8 protein-coding genes are annotated in these 18887 nt (G+C 63.4%); all 8 read left to right on the top strand.

The annotated features are described in order from the left end of the window. Window positions 1-34: 34 nt before the first annotated feature. The 8 genes from E6C55_RS05220 to E6C55_RS05185 all read left to right on the top strand — a co-directional run bounded on the left by E6C55_RS05220 (window position 35) and on the right by E6C55_RS05185 (window position 18701). On the top strand, window positions 35-1708 hold the full coding sequence (locus tag E6C55_RS05220; RefSeq protein ID WP_136368738.1) for a type 2 periplasmic-binding domain-containing protein: 1674 nt from the start codon (window positions 35-37) through the stop codon (window positions 1706-1708). 80 nt (window positions 1709-1788) lie between these two features. After that, window positions 1789-7959 carry an S-layer homology domain-containing protein gene (locus E6C55_RS05215; protein ID WP_136368737.1) on the top strand — a complete coding sequence of 2057 codons (6171 nt, stop codon included), beginning with the start codon at window positions 1789-1791 and terminating at the stop codon, window positions 7957-7959. A gap of 130 nt (window positions 7960-8089) precedes the next feature. Beyond that, complete coding sequence (locus tag E6C55_RS05210; protein ID WP_136368736.1) at window positions 8090-9964, top strand: cache domain-containing sensor histidine kinase; 1875 nt, start codon at window positions 8090-8092, stop codon at window positions 9962-9964. Then, entirely contained in the window at window positions 9951-10790 is an 840-nt protein-coding gene (locus tag E6C55_RS05205) for a response regulator transcription factor (RefSeq protein WP_136368735.1), read from the top strand. The genes E6C55_RS05210 and E6C55_RS05205 overlap by 14 nt, the downstream gene beginning before the upstream one ends. Window positions 10791-11296: 506 nt before the next feature. Then, on the top strand, window positions 11297-11728 hold the full coding sequence (locus tag E6C55_RS05200; RefSeq protein ID WP_136368734.1) for a DUF2269 family protein: 432 nt from the start codon (window positions 11297-11299) through the stop codon (window positions 11726-11728). A gap of 38 nt (window positions 11729-11766) precedes the next feature. Then, the gene (locus E6C55_RS05195) at window positions 11767-12531 is read left to right on the top strand and encodes an SDR family NAD(P)-dependent oxidoreductase (protein ID WP_136368733.1); all 765 of its coding nucleotides are present in this window, start codon (window positions 11767-11769) and stop codon (window positions 12529-12531) included. 19 nt (window positions 12532-12550) lie between these two features. Beyond that, complete coding sequence (locus tag E6C55_RS05190; protein WP_136368732.1) at window positions 12551-16054, top strand: glycoside hydrolase family 44 protein; 3504 nt, start codon at window positions 12551-12553, stop codon at window positions 16052-16054. Window positions 16055-16616: 562 nt separating this feature from the next. Then, complete coding sequence (locus tag E6C55_RS05185; protein WP_168735468.1) at window positions 16617-18701, top strand: helix-turn-helix domain-containing protein; 2085 nt, start codon at window positions 16617-16619, stop codon at window positions 18699-18701. The last annotated feature ends 186 nt before the right edge of the window (window positions 18702-18887 follow it).

Genomic DNA, 18887 nt, shown 5'->3' with positions numbered 1-18887 from the left:
ATATAATAGCTCAATATCGAGGAGGTCCATCTGCATGTTCCAGCAGAGAAAGAAAAAATCGATCGGCATGGCGTCCGCCGCCGTCCTGATCGGCACGCTCGCAATTGCGGGGTGCGGCAACAACAATACCGAAGGCGGCGCGTCCCCGTCGGCCGAACCGCAAACTTCGCCGCCTGCGAGCGCATCGGCTTCGGCAGCGCCGTCCGGCTCCGCAGCGGCGTCAACCGAGCCCTATACGCTCAAGTGGCTGAAGGCGCAGGACATCTCCGTTCCGTACGATCCGGAGAACGATGTCGTCAAGCAGGCGATCGAGCAGAAGCTGAACATCAAGATCGACGCCGAGATGGTCGACGTCCAGCAGTACAAGACGAAGCTTAATCTGAAAATGTCCAGCGAGGACATCCCCGATGTGGTGCGGATCGACTTCGCGGACGACTTCCAGAAGTATGCGCCGCTCGGCGCGTTCGTCGACCTGACCGATCTGATCAACGAACAGGATACGCCGAACATCATGCGCGAGGTGTCGCCGGAGGTGTTCGAGCAGGCGAAGGTGAACGGCCGCATCTACGGCATCCCGTACCAGGGCGGACCGGGCGCAGGCTATCGCTGGGACCTCGTCATGCGCAAGGATTATATCGAGGCGGCGGGCGCGACGGTACCGAAGACGCTCGACGAGTATTACAACCTGCTCAAGCAGATCAAGGCGGAGCGGCCGGACGTCATCCCGCTGGGCGGCTATACGGCGCAGATCGGCCAGGTGAAGTTCGCGAACAACTCCTTCGACCATATCTTCGGCGCCTTCGGCGTGACGCCCGGCTTCTTCACCGAGCAGGACGGCAAGTTCAGCAACTACGATATCGATCCGCGCATGAAGGACGCGCTCCTGTTCCTTCAGAAGATGTACAAGGAAGGCTTGATCGACAAGGAATTCGCCACGATCAAGGAGGAGCAGCTCCGCGCCAAGCTGTACAGCGGCAAGCTGTTCTCGTGGATGGGCTGGTGGTCGACGGCCAACGATTACGACACCCAGATCGAGACGAACGAGCTGATCAAGGCCAAGCAGCTCGGCGCGAACGACAAGCTTCCGGATCAATCGGGCGAGCCGTTCAAATACTTGGCGCTCACCGACTCGCTGACCGGCGCGGACGGCAAGGCCGTCGCTCCGATGGGCGCTCCGTTCTCCCAGATGACCGCGATCAGCGCCAAGACGAAGGACCCGAAGCGCGTGCTGGCGATCATCGAGGACTCGCTGTCGCTTGAGAACCAGATGCTGACCGTCTGGGGCATCGAAGGCGAGGACTACAAGATCGAGAACGACAAGATGGTCACCGCAACCGATCTGCTCGATCCGACGACCAAGCAGGACAAGGACGGCCACTATCGCGGCACGCAGAGCTATCTGTTCGCGCCGGGACTGAACGGCTGGCCGCGCTACCTCGAGTCGCTGCCGCTCCGCTTCTCGGAGTCGCTCGACGTCGCGATCAACAATCCGTATCAGATCACGGATGCGTCCAACTACCTCGATTCGCCGACCAAGGTCGCCAAGCTCGTCGAGCTGAACACGATGCGCGACTCCGTATTTACGCAGATCATCATGGGCGGCGACATCAAGAAATTCGACGAATTCGTCGAGAAGTGGAAGGCCCAGGGCGGCACCCAAATTCTGAGCGAGCTTGAGGCGTCGTTCCAGCAGAAGGTCGGCAAGTAACAGCATTCGATCCAAAGCCCCCCGCCTTCGGGAGCCGAAGCGCGAGGGGCTTTAAACTCCTGTCAAAGGTGGTTGAGAGTATGACAAGGAACTATCGCGGTCTGATCCTGCTCCTGGTCGCGGCGCTGCTGCTGCCTGTATGGCCTGCAGCCGCACGCGCCGCGGAGCCTGCGCCGCTGTTCGAGGACAGCTTCTCCGGGGGGCTGGGCAACTGGGACCTGTTCGGCAGCACGATCTGGCAGGTGCAGGGCAGCGGCGAGGAGGCGTATCTGACCGGCACGATCGCGGGGGGCAGTCCCCAGCGCGCGGTCGTCAAGTCGTCCATGCTGCCGTACGCGACGACCGACTACAGCCTGGTCTTTACGGGGCAGGGCGATCGCTTCCGCGTGCTGTTCCGCTATTCGTCGAGCACGGCCTATTACTTTCTGGAGTTTAAAAACACGAGCAGCGTAGAGATGTGGAAGTATCCGGACTCGGCGACCGCCATGCAGGTCGGCCAGCCTGTCGCGATTGCGCAGACGCTGCCGGGCTTCAACACGGCCGACAAGCACACGTACAGCCTGGAGGTGCAGGGAGACGAGTTCAAGCTGTCCATCGACGGCACACTTGTAACCGTATTCACGGATGCGTCGCTGCCGTCGGGCGGCGTCGGCTTCGGGCTGAAGAGCATCGGACCGGCCGCCAGCCTCGATGTCGACGGGATTGCGGTGCTGCCGATCGCAGCGGTCCAGCCTGTCTATGGGATCGTGCATACGCCCGCAGCGCAGGTGCCGTACAACGGCGATGTCGCCGTCGCCTTCTCGGTGACGGACGCGACCTACGGGACGACGGAGGCCGCGGTCCATTACGGCTACGGCGACGAGCCGGCGGATGCGGTCGCGGCCGCAGAGCAGATCGGCACCGGCGCCTACTCGGCGAAGATTCCGGGAACGGCGCGGGCCGACCATATCCGTTATTACATCACGGCGAGCAACGGGACGGGCGGCGAGGCGCGCTACCCGGAGACGGGCGAGGTGACGGTGGCGATCGGGGAGATCGTCCCGTATGTCAACGACTTCGACGGCGAGACGCCGAACGCGGCCCCGCCGGGCTGGACGGTCGGCGGCGCGACCAAGGTCATCGAGCTTGAGGACGGCAACCGGGTGCTGAACCTGAACGGCTCCGGCAGCGCCCGGCTCAACCTCCCGATGTACCAGTACGCGGACAACTTCGTCGTCAAGTTCAAGGTCAAGTACGAGCGCACGAGCACGGCCGTCCAGAACACCTGGCGCTTCCGCTATCGCGCGATAGACGACAACAACAACAATGCGCTCGAGTGGGCGACGCACAATTCCAAATACTTCATCATGCGCAAGACGACGCTCGGCGGCAACTACTATATCGCCAACTACGTCAAGTCGCTGCTTGATGAATGGCACAGCTACGAGCTGCAGGTGAGCGGCATTACGCACAAGCTGTTCATCGACGGCGTGGAGACGGTATCGGGCGAGGACTCCGACGCGCTCGCGCCGCTCAAGGGCTACTTCCAATGGAATGTCGTCGGCGGCATCAACCTGATGATCGACGACTTCGAGATCGAGCCGCTGAGGCCGCCGTATGTCATCGACCTGCAGCCGTCCGGCAACTACGCGGGCATCTATGCCGCGGGCGAGACGCCGGGGCTCGACCTGGCGCTGGACGCGGGCGCGGATGCGCATGAATTCGGCATCGATTATACGGTGCGGCGGGCGGACGGCGACCATGCGGTCGTCGCGACGGGCTCGCAGGCTTACGAGCTGGAGAAGTACGGCAAGGAGCGCGAGCTGATTCCGTTCTCCCCGCAGCTTGGCGAGATCGGCACGTACGAGGTCACGGCCGAGTTCGCGGTGGACGGCGTGCAGCAGCCCGCGCTGACGAAGACGCTGCGCCTTGCGGTCGCCAAGGAGGCCGCGCCGGTGCAGGGGCTCGACCTGGACAATGAGAGCAAGTTCGGGCTGAACACCCACTATGCGCTCAACTGGAAGGACGACATCATCGACGGCGCGCGCAAGCTGGGGGCCCGTCACCATCGCTCCGGCATCTCCTGGGAGGATGTCGACCGCAATGCCAAGGACGGAACGGGCGCGACCGTTTACGATTACAGCCGCACCGATCCTCTGCTCGACAAGCTGTTCTCCTACGGCTTCAACCAGATCACGGTGCTGTCGCTGGAGAAGAACGGCTACTACCAGTCCGGCGTCCCCAATACGTCCGCTTCGCTGAAGGCGATGGGCGACTTCGTGGCGAACACGGTGGCGAGGTACAAGGACCGGATTCGGCAGTGGGAGATGCCCAACGAGCCGGAGATTTTCACCAAGCCGTACATTCCCTCGGAGTTCGTGCAGTTGCAGAAGGTCGCCTACCTGAATATGAAGAAGGCCGACCCGAACGCGATGCTGCTCGCGGGCGACCATACGTCCAGCGTGCTCAGCGTGCTGCCGAAGGAGCTGGAGCTGGGCTCGTACGACTTCGCCGACGCCTACTCCTATCATCCGTACGTATACAACGCGATGCCCGACGGCAATCTGCAGAAGCTGACGGACGGCGTGAAGCAGCTCGTCGACGCGTACGGGGGCTGGAAGGATTACTATCTGACCGAGGGCGGCTGGCCGACGGCCAAGAGCGGGTATCCTTCGGTATCGGAGGAGGTGCAGCGGGACTACATCGTGCGCGCCTACTTGAACTACATGATTACGGACCAGGTCAAGGCCTACGAATATTACGATTACAAAAACGACGGCACCGACGACCGTTACTACGATATTTTCTGGGGCATTACGGACAACGACGGACGGCCGAAGCTGGCCTACAATGCGGTCAACCAGCTTATGACCGAGCTTGACCGCGCGCGGTACATCGGCACCTGGGACACGGGGAACGCGGACGTGGCGGTCCATGTGTTCCTGAACGACGGGGAGCCGGTCATCGTCGCCTGGAAGAAGGTCGACCACAAGGACGACCCGACGGCGAAGCCGCCGACAAGCGTCATCACGCTGCCGTTCGGAACGGCCGGCGTCGGGGTGGCGGACATCAACGGCACGGCGCTGCCGGCCGAAGCGGAGAGCGGCAGCCTTAAGCTTACCGTCTCGGGCTCTCCCGTATACGTGACGGGCGCGCCGGCGAGCTTCGTGTACGCCTCGGCGGCCAAGCTGCTCGAGGCGAAGAGCCAGGCCGCGCTGGCCAAGCTGGACGCGGCCAAGCTCGCGGACGGCGATGCTTCGGCCGCCGCCGATGCGGCGGAGATCGCCCGCATCGCGGCCGCGCTGCAGGCGGCGACGCAGGGCGCAGCGCCCGCAGCCGGGCTGGAGCAGGGCATCAAGGACGTCTACGCCCTGATGGCGGAGATGGCCGGGCAGATCGGCGGCGGCGAGCTGAAGTCCGCGCCGGGCTATGTGGCGCTGGAGGCGCTGTACAATGAGGCCGAGGCCGCCTCCGTCGCGCTGGCGTATGCCAAGGACGGCGCGGGCGCAGCGGCGACGGACTATGCTGCCGCAACGCAGGCTGCGGACGCCGCCTTCCGGGCGGCCAAGGGCGACGACAGCGTGATGCCCGTATCGGCGTCCGCCGCGCTGCGCATGAATCGGTACGGGCGGCTGGCGGATGCCGCGCTGGCCCGGGGCGGCTACGGCGACAGCTACGCCTACAACCTGCTGGCGCGGGAGTTCGCGGGCGCGGTACAGGCGATCGTCGCGTCCGAGACGCCCAAGTTCGTCGGCGTCATGGCGAGCGTCGCACCGAGCCAGACGACCGGGGAGGCGGGCTATGCCACGCCGCTGTCGCTCTCGCTCGTCAACGACACCGCCGCTGAGCAGCAGGTGACAGCGCGCCTTAAGGTGCCGGACGGCTGGGAGAGCGCCCAGTCCGGCGCGGCCGAGGCGGAGCTGACGATACCTGCGCACGGTGCGCTGGATGTGCCGTACAGCGTGGCGGTGCCGGAGAGCGCGGTCAAGGGGCGCTACGAGGTCGCGATCGAGATCGAGCACAATGGCGCGCTGTTCGATACGAAGCTGGTCGAGCTGACCGTGGAGGACGGCCTCGATGTGCGGCTGCTGCCGGTCGGCGGGCCGATCGGCGCGCTGGACACGGTCACGGTGCAACTGACCGGCACATCGTCGGCCGCCAAGTCGGGCACGGTGACGCTCAAGGGGCCGGACGGCATTCCGCTGCAGCCGGTGACGACCGCTGCGTTCAGCAATTTGCAGAAGGACGACCGCATCACGCTGGACTATCGCTGGACGTACCATACGCCCGCAGCGTTCAACGAGTACAAGGTCGACCTGGAGGTGACGGAGACGTCGGACGGGCGCAGCATTTTCCACGATGAGGCGCTGCCGCTTGACTTCGATCTGATCCAGAAGGCGGGAACGCTCGCGGTGGACGGCGATCTGGCCGACTGGCAGGACGCCTACCCGGTGCATCTGCGCAGGAAGGACCAGAATGCGACCGGCTACCAGGACTCCGCCAGCCTGGAGGCGACGGCTTATGCCAAGTGGGCGGACGACGGCCTGTACGTCGCGGTCGATGTGCGGGACGATGTGCACAAGCAGTCCGAGAATGCAGCCAACATGTGGAAGAACGATTCCGTCCAGATCAGCCTCGACCCGCTGAACAACCGCGAGGCGCCGTACGGAGCGGATGACGTCGAGTGGGCGTTCGCGCTGGCGGACGACGGCACGCTGCTCGTCAATGTGTTCAATTCGACCGCCCCGAATCCGAACGGCGATATGAGCGGGCTCGTGCCGTTCGCGGCCGTGCGCGACGAGGCGGCGGGCCGGACCCTGTACGAGTTCAAGCTGCCGACGGTCTATATCCGCGACCTGCAGCCGGCGACGGGCGGCAAGCTCGGCTTCAACGTCGCGATCAACGACGCCGACTACCAGAACGGCCGCGACAACTTTATCCAATGGACGCCGGGCACCGCCGACGCCAAGAACACGTCGTTCTACGACGCGTTCGTGTTCGTCGACGTTCCGCCGTCGGCGGGCGGCGGAGATGACGGCGGCAGCGGCGGAGATGACGGCGGCGACACCGGAGGCGGCAACGGCGGGAATGCCGGGGGCGGCAATGGCGGCAATGCCGGAGGCAACGGGCAGATCTCCCAGCCGCCAACCGGCTCGACCGTGCTGGAGGTGCCGGCTGCGACGCTGCGCGGCGCCGCAGATAGCGCCGCGGACGGCGCTGCGATTATAACGGCGCCGGTGGGCACAACTGAGCTGCGGCTGCCTGCCGATGCGGGCGCGCTGCTCGCGGGCAATCGGCTCACCGTGCTGTCGGGCGGGCTCGCGCTGGACGTTCCCGCCGCCGCGCTTCGCCGGCTGGCGGAGCAGGCGCCGGCCGCCGAGCGGCAGGACGGCGCGATCACCCTGCGCCTGCTGCCGCTGGCAGCGGACGAAGCGCGTGCGCTCGCGGCCCAAGCCGCCCGGGCAACCGGCGCCGACATCGGCCTCGGCAGCGGCGTGTACAGCCTCGGCCTGTCGTTTGCGACAGCCGACGGGGACGTCTACTCGCTGGCCGAATTCGACGAGCCGATCACGCTCCGGCTCAAGCTCGATCCGTCTCTGGACCCGAAGCTGTCGGGCATCTACCGCCTGGCTGCGGACGGGACGCCCGAATGGGTCGGCGGCGTCGAGGCCGACGGCTATCTGAGCGCCGACATCCTGGGCTTCGGCACCTATGCGGTGCTTGCGATCAAGCGCGATTTTGCCGATCTGACCTCGGCGCACTGGGCGTACGACGCGGTCCGGGCGCTCGCCGCCCGGCAGATCGTGCTGGGCGACGGCGGCAGCTTCCAGCCGGGCCGCCAGGTCACGCGCGCCGAGTTCGCGGCGATGCTGACCAAGGCGCTCCGGCTGCCGACTCCCGCAGCGGGCGCGGCGTTCGCCGACGTCTCCGCGGACAGTTGGTATGCGGCGGCGGCAGCCGCCGCGCACGCAGCCGGCATCGTCACAGGCCGAACCGGGAACGTGTTCGACCCAAGCGGCCGCCTGACGCGCGAGGAGATGGCCGTCATGACGCTGAAGGCTTACCGTGCGCTGCACGGCGAGCCTGCGGCTGCGGACGGCGCTTCGTTCGCCGATGACGGCAGCATCTCCCCGTGGGCGCTGTCCTACGTGCGGGAGGCGGCGGCGCTCGGCCTCATGCAAGGCAGAGGGGCGGGGCAGTTCGCCCCGCAGGGCACCGCGAATCGCGCCGAAGCGGCGTTGCTTGTCGCGCGTTTGCTATTCATCGATTAACCCATTCATCGATTAACCCATTCGTCGATTAACCTATTCGCCGATTAACCCGGCACCTATTCGGATCAAGCCTCCCCGAGCCCCTGCGGCGACGGGAGGCTTGCGTCCGCGCGAGAGGGGGGAGACGTCCATGCCCGGACGCGGCAGATCGAACGCCGGATTGCTGTCGCGGCTTCGCGTGCCGATTTTTGCGCTGATCGTCGTCATCATTATCTTCTTCGCCACCGCGGCCAGCTACATCCTGATTCGGGTGCAGAACGACCATACGCGCGAGACGGCGGAGCAGTCGATGAAGTTCGTGTACCGGAACATCTGGTACCAGTTCGATACGATGAGCAATGTGGCCGCCTACATCCTGTCCAATCCGTCGATCGAGGGGCTGCTGGAGCGGGAATATGCCGCAGACTACGAGGCGGTGGACGATTACTTCGCGCTGCAGACCAATCTGCAGAACCTGTCGCTGCTGTCGCTGGTCGGCGGCTTCGGCTCCGATCGCGTGCCGCTGCGCTCCTATGTCGTCTCGATCGCGCTGGAGCCGGCGAGCGGCCTGTACGCCATGGCTCCGGACCGCTACGATCTCTCGACCGGCATCTACAAGTCCGCGGACCTGAAGGGCGAGAGCTGGTACCGCAGCCTGAGCCAGGGGAAGCCGCAGGCCGTCTGGTGGGGGCAGCGGGCGGGGCCGTTCACGGCGATGATCTATTCGGCGCGCAAAAAGACAAGCATCAAGGACGGCCGCAACATCGGCACCGTCATCGTCGGCGCCGATACGGGCAGCATCCGCAGCGTATTCGAGAACGCGAAGCTGGAGAAGGGCTACCATCTGCTGCTGGACGAGAGCGACAGGGTGATCGTCAGCGAGCGTTACGAGTTTCTGACGCCTGCAGGCGACCTGCCGTTCGTGCGCTCCGCCTCGGGTGCGTCGGGCTCGCGGGTCGAGCGGATCGAGGGGGAGAAGCATCGCGTCATGTACGAGACGTTCCCCAACGGCTGGAAGCTGCTGACCGTCGTGCCGGAGAGCCACTTCGGCCAGTACACGCTCGTCATCTCGGCGATCGGGGCGGCGACGGCGGTCGCGGCGCTGCTGCTCGCGGGGCTGTTCCTCAACCGGATCGTCGTGCGCGTGACGGTGCCGATCACGCGGCTCGTCGGCGCGATGCATCGTCCCGAGGTGCTGGCGTTTAAGGAGCCGCTGCCGGCGCAGCGTTCGGGCATCTACGAGGTGGAGGAGCTGGAGCGGAAGTTCGCAACGATGCTGGTGACGCTGCACGGGCTGATCGAGAAGAGCTTCGCGGAAGAGATCGAACGCCGCCAGCTTCAACTGGAGCTGCTTAACGCGCAGATCAACCCGCATTTTCTATACAACACGCTCGATCTGATCAACTGCCGCGCCATTCTGAACGGGGACCGGGAGACGAGCTCGATCGTTCGCTCGCTCGCGGGCGTGTTCCGTTACGGGCTGAACAAAGGCCGGCCATGGATCTCCCTGGACGGGGAGATCAAGCAGGTCGACGCTTATCTGCACATTCAGCGAATGATGAGAGACGACCTCGCGATCGAGCTCCGCATGCCGAACAATCTGCTGGACGTCGTTATCCCGCACTTCCTGCTTCAGCCGCTCGCGGAGAATGCGATCGTTCACGGCTTCGCCGATCGCACGGAGCATTGCCGGATTGAGATCTCCGCCCGGCTGGACGGACGGTCGCTCGTTCTGCGCGTTGCCGACAACGGGAAGGGCTGCGAGGCGGAGGAGCGGAACCGGGCCTTGCGCGCCCCGGACGCTTCGGCGCCGGACGGAGCGCCTGCCGCGAATGGAGCCGCGGCCGCCGGCGGCTACGGAACGCTGAACGTGCATCGGCGGATTCAATTGCTGTGCGGGGAAGCTTACGGGCTCCGCTACGTTCCGGCGGAGGAAGGCACCTGCGTCGAAGCGGTGCTGCCGCTGCGTTCCCGAGGCTCGATCGACGGAGAAGAGGAGGAGGAATCGAGGGGTGACACGCTTTAAACTGCTGATCGCGGAAGACGTGAAGCTGGTCCGGGAGACGCTGGCGCGGGCCGTCGATTGGGAGCGGCTCGGCATCGAGCTGATCGGGGCCGCCGAGAACGGGGAGGAAGCGCTGGAGTGGATCGACAGCCGCCGCCAGGGCTTGCCGGACTTGTCCGACTTGCCCGATCTGCTGCTGACCGACATCGGCATGCCGAAGATGAACGGCATCGAGCTGATCGAAGCGGTTCGCCTCCGCAAGCCGGATATCCGCTGCATCATTCTCTCGGGGCTAAGCGAGTTCGAGTTCGCGCGGCAGGCGATCAAGCTTCAGGTGATGGACTATATTCTGAAGCCGATCGACCCGGAGGAGATCGAGCGCGTGTTCGCCGGAATCGTTGCGGACCTGCGGCGGGAGCGGGAGGAGCGGCGGGGCATCGAGCTGCTGGAGCAAGGCTTGAAGGAGCATCTGCCGAACCTGGCGGAGGCGCTGCCGCCCGAGCAATGGACGGGCAACGTCAAGAAAAAGAAGCTCGTGGAGCAAGCGATCGGTGCGGTGCGCCGGAGCTATTCCTGCAAGGAGCTCGCGGTGTCGGACGTCGCGGAGCAGGTCGGCTTGAGCGAGAAGTACGTCAACGCGCTCGTCAAGGAGGTGACCGGCGAGACGATCAACCATTGGATCGTCCGGCTGCGCATGGAGGAAGCGGCGCGACTGCTCAAGGACCCGGCCAACCGAATCTATGAGATCTGCGACCGGATCGGGTACTCGGACCAGGATTATTTTCGCGAGACGTTCAAGAAGCACTACGGGCTGACGCCGTCCGACTATCGGAATCAATACTTGTAAGCGCGAGAGAGCGGACCCGTCGATAGAGGCGGCGAACACGCTGAGCTTGCCGAACACGCCGACCTGTTGAACACGCCGACCTGCCAAACCCTCCGAACCCAACGGACGCCGAATTTTATGCGAAAAATCACATTGGCACGGCCCCGAAACGGGCAGTTTAGGTGATTATATGTGAAAAACCACATTCGTGGAGAAGAATCCGGCTCGAAATGCTGGATATATGCGAAAAATCACATAACACGCTGCGATTGCCTCGAATCGAAGCCGGCGAATGTGAAAATTCATATAAAACGCAGGAGGTCGTCGGACCAGAGGGCAATCCTGCCAATCCTCCCCATCCCAACGACCGTCAGAGCGATCCGCCCTGGCGGTTGTTGGCGTGCGCGGGGATGCGTCGATGCCAACTTTATACGATCGTATAATATCGCTGCGATAGCCGGAGGTGCTAAATTTAGGACGTTCTGAAGCGATAACAGTCAATCGGATTCGAAGGAGGTGCTTATAGAATGCAATGGTTAGTTGCTCTGCACGTCGTATCGGCGTTCCTCGGAATCGGCCCGACTTACTTCGGCCACTTCCTGTTCCGGAGGAATCAGCAGCCGGATCAGCTCCGGCAGGCGATGGGGTATTTTCAGGCGTTGAATTATTTTCCCAAGATTGGGGGGACGATCGCCGTCTTGTCCGGTATCGCGCTCGTCGTGTGGACGGGGTGGGAGTTCACGGATATATGGATCGCGGCGTCGATCGTGCTGTACGTTCTGATTCAGGTCGTGGCGATTGGGCTGCTCGGCCCCCAAGTGGAACGTCTGGCGAAGGCGCTGGACGGAGGCGACGGGCCCGCGATTGCGTCGCTGGTGAAGGAGGCCAACCATCTCTTCAATGTGGTGTCGGTTCTGGGAATTGTCCTGATTCTGCTCATGGTCGTGAAGCCGATGTAAGCGCGCGGGACCAATAAAAATTCGGAGGGGCATAAACAATGAATTCTAACGGAACGAGTTTGGCAGGCAAAGTTGCTTTGGTATCGGGGGCTTCCCGGGGAATCGGGGCGGCCGCGGCGATTGCGCTGGCGTCGAGAGGGGCTGCGGTCGCGGTCAATTACAGCAGCTCGGAGGAGTCGGCGCAGGCGGTTGTTCAGCTTATTCGCGAGTCCGGCGGCAAGGCGGAGGCGGTGCGGGCGGACGTCCGGGACCCCGTCAATGTGCTGCAGGCGGTCGCGCAGACGGAGGCGGCGCTGGGGACGATCGACATTCTGGTGAACAATGCGAATATGGCGTTCGTCATGAAGCCGCTGAGCGAGATGACCTGGGAGGAGTTCGCGCAGAAGCTGAACGACGAGCTGAAGGCGGCGTTTAACCTGACGCAGGCCGTCCTGCCTTCCATGCTGTCGAAGCAGTGGGGACGGTTGATCTACATCTCCAGCAACGCCTCGGACATCGCGCTTCCTTATATGGCGGCCCACGGCTCGGCGAAGGCGGCGCTTAACGCTTACGCCAAGTATGTCGCGCTGGAGAACGCTCCCCACGGGATTACGGCGAACATCGTCTCGCCGGGGCTTGTCCGGACGGAGGCTTCGAGCCACACGCCGGAATCGGTGCTGCAGCAAATGGCGGCGATGACTCCTCTGCGGAGAATCGCTCTGCCCGACGACATCGCCGGGGCGATCGCGTTCCTTGGCAGCGACGACAGCCGGTTCCTGACCGGCACTTGCACGTATGTCAACGGCGGCTCTCTGATGGCATAACGGACGGAGGCGAATTCCAATGAAGAGAAACGACAAGATCAATAGGACGATACGCGGCAAAAATCATTCTTACGAAGCCGCGCGCCTCGTGTTCCTCTCGGCCGCGCTTGCCTGGTCGGGCATCGGGGGAGCCGGCTGGGCTCCTTCCTCCCACGCGGTCGCCGCGCCGAAGAAGCTGGTCGTGTACGACGACCGGCTGCATTCCGACTTTACGAATTACAGTTGGGCCGATCACACGCTGTCGGAGACAGGGATTGTCCATGAAGGAACGTCGGCCATTCGCATGAAGCCGAATAATGACGACGGTCTCTATCTGTACAGCGACCGAATTCTGGGGACGGACGACTATCCGCTGCTGCAATTGTGGGTGAGCGGAGGAGGGGCGAGCGGACAGCGCGTCGAGATTGTGCTGCAGTCGGGCGGCGAGCCGGTGGCTGTACAAGCGCTGGACCCTTCGCAGCTCCGTCAGGGGCAGTGGAACGAGGTCGAGATCGCTCTGGATGATCTCGACCTGCCGAACGGGCTTTTCGACGGAATCCTTATTCGGGGAACGACCTCGGGCGCGCAGCCGGCGATCTACCTGGACGATATCTCTCTGCTCGGAGATTCGGGGGAGGGAACGGTCTCGGAGGATGAGGGCCCGGTGCTCGAGGAGCCGGGCACGGAAGATCCGGGCAATGAAGATCCTGCTGTCGAAGACCCGGGCACGGAAGACCCGACGGCCGAGGAGCCGGGGCAGGAGCAGGAGCAGCCGGATTCGTCCGACGGGGACGACGCGGCCGGGATGACGGTGTATGACGATGCGCTGCATGCGGACTTCCAGGACAACAGCTGGGCGCAACACAGCTTGACCGACGCAACGCACGTTCATTCGGGAGCCGCGGCGATCGCTTACGATTCCAGCTTCGGCGGCGGCCTCTATCTGTACAAGCAGAACGGCGGGGTCAGTCTGAAGGAGTACGACCGCTTGCAGCTCTGGGTCAACGGCGGCGAGGCAGGCGGACAGAAGCTGGAGCTTGTGTTCAACTCCGGCGGGCAGTCGGTGGCGAGCGTCGATCTGGACAGTCTGCTGGAAGGCGGCGCGATCCCGGCCGGGGAATGGACGAAGGTATCGGTCGATCTGACTTCGCTGTCGATCCCGGACCAATTGTTCGACGGCCTGCTGTTCCGGGGGCTCGAGGACGGCGAACAGGCGCCGGTCTACCTGGACGATATTCGCCTGCTCGAGAAGTATGTGGCGCCGCCGACGCTTCTGGAAGGCGTTCTCTCGCAATACGGCATGGTGCTCGCGCCGGGGGACGAGGGCAAGGTCGCGTTCGAAGCCCGCTACTCCAACGGCACAAGCGCCGATGTCAGCGACAAGGCGAGCTGGACGTCGGACAATCCGGAGGCCGTGACCGTTGATGCAGGACGGCTCGCCGCGGTCGGCGCCGGGCTGGCGAAGATTACGGCTGTCTATGGCGCCGCGACCGCTTCTCTCTATGTACAGGTCGTATCGAACGAGCCGGAGACGGTGTACGACGATGCGCTTGCAGACGGGTATACGAACTGGAGCTGGGGAACGCAGAACTTCGAGAACGGGACTCCTGCGGCATCCGGCAATCGCTCCATCTCGTTCGTCGCCAAGGGCTACGAGGGAATCTGGATGCATCGGGACGAGTCGATGGACCTCCATCGCTATTACGGCTTGACCTTGCAGGTGCATGGCGGAACGGCGGGAGGCCAGCACCTGAAGGTGAGCCTGATGGACGACCGCAGCTTCGTCGGCGAATTCGACTTGGAGAACGCGCTTCCGGACGGAGTCCCGGCCAATGGCTGGACGGAGGTCGAACTGAAGTTCGCAGACCTTGGGGTCGACGAACTGACCTTCGACGGTATCGTTATCTCCGCTTGGGGGGAGGAGAATCAGGGAACGGTCTTTTTCGATAATATCTCTCTGCTGCGCAATTCGTCCGTCGTCGAGCTGCCCGAACCGGAGCTGCCGGAGGTTCAGGTCGTTCTGAACGCGGCGGAGAAGGGCAATACGCTCAGTCCGGGCATCTTCGGGCTGAACTTCGAGGACATGCCGTCCGACGGCCATTCGGAGCTCGGCGTGCCGATCAAGCGCTGGGGCGGCAACCAGATGACGAGGTACAACTGGCAGCTCAATACGACGAACAGAGGCGGGGACTGGTACTTCCTGAACGTGCCGTATGACGACGGGGACCCCTCGCAGCTTCCGGAACAGACGCTGTCGGATCGTTTTATCGAGGAATCGCTTGAAGCGAACACGGACGTTCTGATTCAGATTCCGACGATCGGCTGGACGCCGAAGTCCCGCGAGATCGGCTGGAGCTTCTCGGTCGAGAAGTACGGCCAGCAGGCGAGCGACGAATGCGACTGGAAGGAAGCCTGGTGCCGGGCGGATGCGGGCAACGGGAAGAACAAGGACGGCAGCTATGTCACGGGCAACGATCCGGAAGACACGTCGATGCAGACCGGACCGGAGTTCGCCGCAGCCTGGGTCGAGTACCTGCAGGATCGCTTCGGCGACAAGGTTCACAACTATGCGCTCGACAATGAGCCGATGCTGTGGGGCCACTCCCACTGGGACGTGCATCCGGAGATGACGACCTACGACGAGGTATGGGACTATACGCAGAGCTACGGAAGTGCGATCAAGGCGGCCGATCCTCAGGCGAACATCTTCGGTCCGGTGCCTTGGGGCTGGTGCGAATACTTCTACTCGGCGAAGGACGGCTGCTCGCCGGGAGACGATATGGCGGCCCACGACGGCAAGCCTTATCTGGAATGGCTGCTGGAGAAGAACGAGGAGTATCGCCAGCAGAACGGCACGCGTCTCATCGACACGCTGGACATTCATTATTATCCGGCGGAGGAGAATGTCGCGTTCTCCAGCGACGAGTCGCCCGCGATGGTCAAGCGGCGCCTGAATTCGCTCAAGTCGCTGTACGATCCGAATTATGTCGACCCGACGTCGTGGATTCAGGAGCCGGTCAAGCTCATTCCACGGATGAAGGAACTGATCGCGGACAACGCTCCGGGGATGAAGCTGTCGATCTCGGAATACAACTTCGGAGACGGCAACGGCATCGGCAGCGGACTTGCGCAAGCGGAGGCGCTCGCTCTGTTCGCCCGCGAAGGCGTGGACTACGCGATGCGCTGGGGAGCTCTGGAAGCGGACACGCCGCTTGAGGACGCCTTCAAGCTGTTCCTGAATTACGACGGGAACGGCAGCCGCATCCAGGGCGATGTCGTCGGCGCGGCAAGCTCGAACGCGGACGCTGTGTCGTCTTATGCGATCGCGGCGCCGGACGGGAAGACGTATGTCCTGCTGTTCAACAAGGACTCCGCTCCCCGCCAAGCCAATCTTCAGGCGGACATCGGCCTGAACCGGTCGGCGGAGGTTTACCGCTTCGAGGCGCGGAAGCGTCTGTACAACGCGGGCTCCGCACAGGGGACGGACGACGGGCTTGCGCTCAAGCTTCCGGCCCGCTCCGCCACTCTGCTCGTGTTGTCGTAACAGGCGGAAGGAAGGCCGCTGCTCTCAGCCAGCAAGTGGGGCGAGCGGGGCAGCGCCGGGCAATCCCATCAAGCGATCCGCCAAGGCGGCGCTTGGCGGGATTTTTTTTGCTGTCTTCGGCAGCCTCGTCGCGCCGTCTGGGAAGATCCTTCTCCCTCCCGCCATTTCCCGCGCTCTGCCATTTGCCCTACTGGGCCGATGGCTTTTGCGATTTTATATGAAATTTCACATTCGCCGGCTTGGATTGGGGGGAATCGCGGCGTTTTATGTGGTTTTTCGCATACATCCAGCACGTTGGGTCGGAAATTCCTCCACGAATGTGATTTTTCGCATATAATCGCCCAAAGCACCCATTATCGGACAGTACGAATGTGGTTTTTCACATAAAACCCCCGTTAGCCACCGGCATCGGCGACTTCACCGGCTTTAAGCGATGGGGGCCGACGCTCGGGAGGACAGGGATCGGCTTGCTGATTTGTTAAAAAAATGCCAACGCGCCGATGTTTTTCTGTATACTGAAATCAGTCAAGGAGCGGAAAACGCTATCGCGGCAGGTTCGGTCATGAACAGGGGGAATGGGGAAGTGCGCATCGTCTATCCAGCAACGGGCAGCGAGAGCCTCAAGGAATTGTCCGGCGATCGGGATCGCTTGTTTCTTGTCGGCCGGGAAGAGCCGATGGAGTTGTTCGGTCGATTCTTATCCGAGGAGAGCGGCGAGAGGAGATGCGAGCTGTGGAACATATATGGAACGGGAGGCGTCGGCAAAAGCTGCTTGCTCGACTCGTTCCGCCTGTTGGCGCTGCAGTCCGGGGCGCTTGCGCTCTGGGTGGACAGCCGGGACTTCCATCATAAGGGAGAGCAGTTGTGCCGGCAGTTGCTTCGTCAGTTGCCGGATGAGCGAGCGGGCGCACAGGCCGGGCATGATCCGCAGACGGACCCGCTGGAGCAATGCATAAGCGGACTGCAGCGGCATGCGGCATCGGCGAAAATCGTCATTGCATTGGACACCTACGAAGAGATGGGCGAGCTGGACGGTTGGTTGCGGGAGCAGTTCTTCAGGAGATTGCCGGATAACGTCCTGCTTCTGGTCGTCGGCCGGTACAAGCTGAAGGACAAGTGGATCGTCTCGCCGGTGCTGCGGGAGCGGATGCGGTTTATCCCGCTCGGGAATCTGAGCCGCGAGCAATGCGCCGATTATTTGCGCAGCTCGGGCATAACGGAAGAAGAGACGATCGAGATCATCTGGCGCAAGACGCGCGGGCACCCGCTCGCCCTGTCTCTGGCGGCCTTCGTGCGCATTCGCAGCGAATGGACGGACAGCGCGATGGACGAAGCGGAGTGGTTTGACCATCTGGCCAAGGCGTGGCTGCGGGAGGTGCCCGATCCCTCGCTGCGCAAGATGGTCGAGGCCGCGGCCGTGCTGCTTCATGTCAATCGCGAGCTGCTGCAGTTCGTCCTGGACACGGAGGTGGACGATGAAGCATTCGAGCGGCTTATCTCGCTGTCGTTCGTCCGCCGGACGGATCGCGGCTGGATGCTGCACGATCTCGTTCGGGCCGCCATGCGCAAGCAGCTTGAGGAGAGAGCGCCAAGCTACTACGAACAGTTAAGGGGCCGATCCGCCCACCACTTCGCGGCCCGAATCCGCCACTCTTCCGCATATCGGAATACGGAGTGGGAAGTGGGAGAGCTGTTCTATTACACGGGAAGCAGCATGGTCCGGACGTTTATCCAGACGCACGACCGGGGCCGGTACGCCTGGGAGACGCCGACCTTGGCGGATATCGAGGAAGGCGAAGAGTACTTGCGCCGAAGAGGAGAGCAAGCGACGCCGCTGGAATTCTCGGTGTTCGATCCGGAGACGGACGAACGTCACGAGGACTTCGCCGGCGAAGAGGAGATGAAGCTGACGGTCAAGCAGGTGGACCTGCGCGCTCTGATCGAGCTGGACCGGCAGGCGGTCAAGCTGCTGCGATCGTCGGAAGGCGAGGTGATCGGCGTGGCCGCGATCGTCCCGATTCATTCGGCTACGTTGGCGTATCTGCGCGCCGATCCGTTCGCGGGCCCGTATCTGGACTCGCTGACCGCGGCAGAGCGCAAGCTCTTGAACGTCGCTCCTCCCGGCCAAGCCGGATGGTTCATCCGGACGATCGACATCGCCGACTGGCGCAATCAGGATCTGATCGCAGAGGCGATGTATTTGATCTTCTCTTATATGTGCTCGGGGGGGATTTTTGTCGCTTCGCCGCCGCCCTTGCCCTTCTTCAGCGTAAGCCACCAGGAGGTCGGCTTCCAGGTTGTGCCCGGCGTTGTTCACTGCAACTATGACGGGCGAACGCCGACGCCGACGTACGTGCTCGATACGCGGGGAGAGAAGCTGGAGAAGTACCTCGAGTTCCTGCTGCAGAGAGGCGGCTATCCGAGCAAGCTGGCGGTGCCGGGGAGCGCGGGCGACAAGCTGACGAGCCGGGAGCAGGAGATCGCCGGGCTTATCCTCGACGGGCTGACCAACCTCGAGATTGCGGCCGAGCTGTACGTCAGCGAGATTACGGTGAAGAAGCACGTCAGCTCCATCTACCGCAAGCTCGAGGTGAAGGGCCGGGGGCAATTGATCAAGCTGCTGGTCGGCAAGCCGGTGGGAGCTTAGGCGAGGAGTGCGGAGAGAGCGAGATGAGTCGCAGTTACTCAAGTGCGGGCGTACGAGCAGGTATGGTGGGTGCGGATGAGTAACCACGGGTCAACTGGAGCGGCGATAGGCGCGCGGAGGGGGAGAAGCGGGCCCGCAGACGGCCCGTCGCAGGCTGAATGTCGGATTTTCCGACATTCGAGCGCT

The sequence above is a fragment of the Cohnella fermenti genome (assembly GCF_004801405.1).
Lineage (GTDB): Bacteria > Bacillota > Bacilli > Paenibacillales > Paenibacillaceae > Cohnella > Cohnella fermenti.
The sequence above is the reverse complement of the archived record's forward strand: the minus strand, read 5'-3'. Positions and strand labels throughout refer to the sequence as shown.

Bases quoted from the DNA above. Each gene is read 5' to 3' on its own strand.
- E6C55_RS05190 (WP_136368732.1), top strand. From the start codon at position 12,551: ATGAAGAGAAACGACAAGATCAATAGGACGATACGCGGCAAAAATCAT.
- E6C55_RS05195 (WP_136368733.1), top strand. From the start codon at position 11,767: ATGAATTCTAACGGAACGAGTTTGGCAGGCAAAGTTGCTTTGGTATCG.
- E6C55_RS05185 (WP_168735468.1), top strand. From the start codon at position 16,617: ATGAACAGGGGGAATGGGGAAGTGCGCATCGTCTATCCAGCAACGGGC.
- E6C55_RS05220 (WP_136368738.1), top strand. From the start codon at position 35: ATGTTCCAGCAGAGAAAGAAAAAATCGATCGGCATGGCGTCCGCCGCC.
- E6C55_RS05215 (WP_136368737.1), top strand. From the start codon at position 1,789: ATGACAAGGAACTATCGCGGTCTGATCCTGCTCCTGGTCGCGGCGCTG.
- E6C55_RS05210 (WP_136368736.1), top strand. From the start codon at position 8,090: ATGCCCGGACGCGGCAGATCGAACGCCGGATTGCTGTCGCGGCTTCGC.
- E6C55_RS05200 (WP_136368734.1), top strand. From the start codon at position 11,297: ATGCAATGGTTAGTTGCTCTGCACGTCGTATCGGCGTTCCTCGGAATC.